This is a genomic window from Stieleria sp. (genome assembly GCF_041595215.1).
Lineage (GTDB): Bacteria > Planctomycetota > Planctomycetia > Pirellulales > Pirellulaceae > Stieleria > Stieleria magnilauensis.
In genome coordinates, this window is record NZ_JBFHKV010001024.1 from 1 (window position 1) to 3078 (window position 3078).

The following is a 3078-nucleotide window of genomic DNA, read 5'->3' on the forward strand; positions in this document are numbered from 1 at the left end:
ATCGGGCGAACCGTGTTGCTCTGTTCAACCCCGTTGGGGTTGGCGGCCTGTTGGCGACCGGAACTTGGGGTGAGCGGGCGCGACCCCAAGCTTTGATGTGGCACGCCGCTGGCGTGCGGGCCGCAGGAGCGGTTGCCGCTCGCGAGTCGTTCCCACAACGCGGTACGGCAAGTAATTCGTCAGTAATACAATCGACGCCCCGAGCGATCCACGACACCAATCTTCGACGGAGGTGCCCGGACGCTGTCGCGAACCGGCTGATGTCAAACGATGATCAGCTGCTTAACGCGGGGCTGATGGGCTCCACGCTATTTCGCGTCGCGATACTTTTGCCGATCGATCGCGTATTGATCTGCGTCGGGTAAGGCTTCCGATTCCGGCGTCTCGGATTTCCAAAGTTGTTCCAAATACGGCCGACACCAACCACAGCCGGTGCCGGCCCCAAAGCACTCCGAAAGTTGCGACGCGGTTTTCGGATGCTCGGTCCGAATGAACTGGACGACTTTCCGTTTGGCAACACCAAAGCACAGGCAGATCGGTTGGTCGTCGTTCATGAATCGTCAGAGGGACAGATCAACAAGGTCGCGACTCGGCACGCGGCCAGGTAATCGGGAATGTTCAACTGTTCGTCGGCCGTGTGGATGTTTTCTTGGCCGCAGCCGACGGTGACGGCGTGGATGCCGTGTTCTTTCAACCAGTTCGCATCCAGTCCTCCGCCGGCGACTTGGCGGTAGGGCTCTCGGCCGATGGCTTGGAGTGCCTGTTCAAGGGTTTCGACGGAAGGATCGTTGTCGTCCAGGCAGAAGGCTTCATAGTCGACGCGAGACTCGAAATCGCATTTGCCGCAAAGACCCGCGACATTGGTGACCGAGTCGGCTGCGGCTTCGAACGCGGCACGGATTTGGGCGACGATTTGTGATCGGAACTCGGGATCATGGCTGCGTGCTTCGGCCCGCAAGGTCACCAGCGGGGTGACCACGTTGGTGGCGTCGCCCCCCTGGATCACGCCCACGTTCGCCGTTCCGCTGCGGCCTTCTTTTTCGATTCGACCGAGCCAGCCGTCGGATTCCAGGTCGGCGATCGCTTTGGCCGCCATCACGATCGCGCTGGCTCCCTGTTCCGGAGCGGCACCGGCGTGCGCGGGGATTCCGGTCAGACTGATTTCCATCCGCTCGCCGCCGATTGCACCGATGGTGACCTTTTCGATCGCACCGCCGTCAAAATTGAACGCCCGGTCCACGGGACCGACCATCGACGCGTCGAGATGACGTGCCCCTTCCAGTCCGATTTCCTCTTGAATGAAAAAGGCGATCACGGCGGGATCGAGGTCGGACCGTCCCAGTCGCAGTCGTTCGATCGCGGCGGTCAGGATCGCTGCGCAGCCGGCCCGGTCGTCCGCCCCCAACCCGGTTCCGCCGCGGCTGTGAACACGGTCCCCTTCGACGACTGGATCGCTGCCGAGACAGATCGGGACGGTGTCCATGTGCGCCGAAAGCATCGTCCGGGGGCCCTTGCCGCTGCCCGGCAGATGAACGATCAAGTTGCCGCAATTGCCGGGCATTCGGGTGCGAGTCTCGGCGCCATCGAATTGGATCGCCGATTCGTCCAATCCTGCCTGGATCAAGGCTTCGGCGATGCGGTCGGCAACGTCGCGTTCATGGCCGCTACCGCCCTTGATTGCGGTTAATTCGAGGTACCGGGCCAGGGCTTCATCTTCGTTGACTACGATTTCTTTCATCTTGCGGTTAAATTGAGGGCGTTCCAGAAAGCCGGCTTTCCCATTAGCGTAGGGTTCAATCCGTCGGCATGTCGAGTGCCTCGCCTCCTTTTACCGCCTGTTGGTCTGCGTGAATCTTCCCGTCATCCAAACCGAGTCTACCCCGAACGAGCCCCCGGCGCGGGACGGCCGCACGCACCTGCTGGATCTGTCGTTTGCCGATTTCCAGCAATGGTTGGTCGAGCACGGCCAACCCAAGTTCCGTGCCAAGCAGGTTTTCGGTTGGGTCTATGAAAAGCGGGCGCGCGATTTCGACGCAATGAGCGACCTGCCCAAAACGCTCCGCGAACAGTTGGCGTCGGAGTTTGTGATTTACCGATCCGACGAAGCGGCGGTGCAAACCAGCCGTGACGGCACCGACAAACTGCTGGTGCGATTGGCCGACGGTGGCGAGGTCGAATGCGTGTTGTTACGCGATGGAAATCGACGCAGTATCTGTGTCAGCAGCCAGGTCGGTTGCGCGATGGGCTGTGTGTTCTGTGCCAGTGGGCTCGATGGGGTCGATCGCAATTTGACGCGTGGTGAAATCGTCGAGCAGATGCTTCGACTGCAGGCTCGGCTGGAACCGGAGGAACGGTTGAGTCACATCGTGATGATGGGCATGGGCGAACCGCTGGCAAATCTGGATCGCGTGCTCGGGGCGCTTGAGACGGCGAAGTCGGCCGACGGACTTGGGATCAGCCCCCGCCGGATCACGATCAGCACCGTGGGATTACCGCCGGCGATCGATCGGTTGGCAAACAATGGTGTGCCCTACAACCTTGCCGTCAGTCTGCACGCACCGAACGAAGAACTGCGCAGCCAACTTGTTCCGGTGAATGAGAAGATCGGCATCGATGCCGTCCTAGCCGCGGCCGATCGCTACTTCGCCGCCAGCGGGCGGCGGCTGACGTTCGAATACGTGTTGCTGGGCGGCGTCAACGACGGTGCGGAACACGCGCGAGAACTGGCACAGCTGCTGCGACATCGCACGGTGCTGCTGAACGTCATCCCGTACAACCCGGTCGAAGGGTTGCCGTACCAGACACCCAGTCAACGGTCGATCGCGGAGTTCCGACAAATCCTTGAATCCGGTGGCGTCAACGTCATGTTTCGGCAACGCAAAGGCGACGAAATCGACGCCGCCTGCGGACAGTTGCGACGCAATCGAAAGGGAACGTGAACGACAGATTTCAGCGGGACGCGTCAGCGACCGGCGCGTGGTGTTCCGGGCACGCGCCACCGGCTGACGCCGCGTGCTGGGACGGTTGCACGGCGCGTCCGGCGATGCACGAAAGACGGATTTAGATTCCGTACAACGG

At 61.4% G+C, this 3078-nt stretch carries 3 protein-coding genes; 1 reads left to right on the plus strand and 2 read right to left on the minus strand.

Going from position 1 to position 3078, the window contains the following annotated elements; all coding sequences use genetic code 11:
- Positions 1-308: 308 nt before the first annotated feature.
- Both ABX749_RS27550 and ABX749_RS27555 read right to left on the minus strand, forming a co-directional pair.
- Positions 309-554, minus strand: coding sequence for a (2Fe-2S)-binding protein (locus ABX749_RS27550; protein WP_145208212.1), 246 nt, complete (start codon positions 552-554; stop codon positions 309-311).
- Positions 551-1738: a M20/M25/M40 family metallo-hydrolase gene (locus ABX749_RS27555; protein WP_372898858.1), complete on the minus strand. Its 1188-nt coding sequence runs from the start codon at positions 1736-1738 to the stop codon at positions 551-553. Before ABX749_RS27555 ends, ABX749_RS27550 begins: the two co-directional genes overlap by 4 nt.
- A gap of 100 nt (positions 1739-1838) precedes the next feature.
- Here ABX749_RS27555 and rlmN point away from each other — a divergent pair, with 100 nt between their 5' ends.
- On the plus strand, positions 1839-2939 hold the full coding sequence (gene rlmN, locus ABX749_RS27560) for a 23S rRNA (adenine(2503)-C(2))-methyltransferase RlmN (protein ID WP_372898859.1): 1101 nt from the start codon (positions 1839-1841) through the stop codon (positions 2937-2939).
- Positions 2940-3078: the final 139 nt, after the last annotated feature.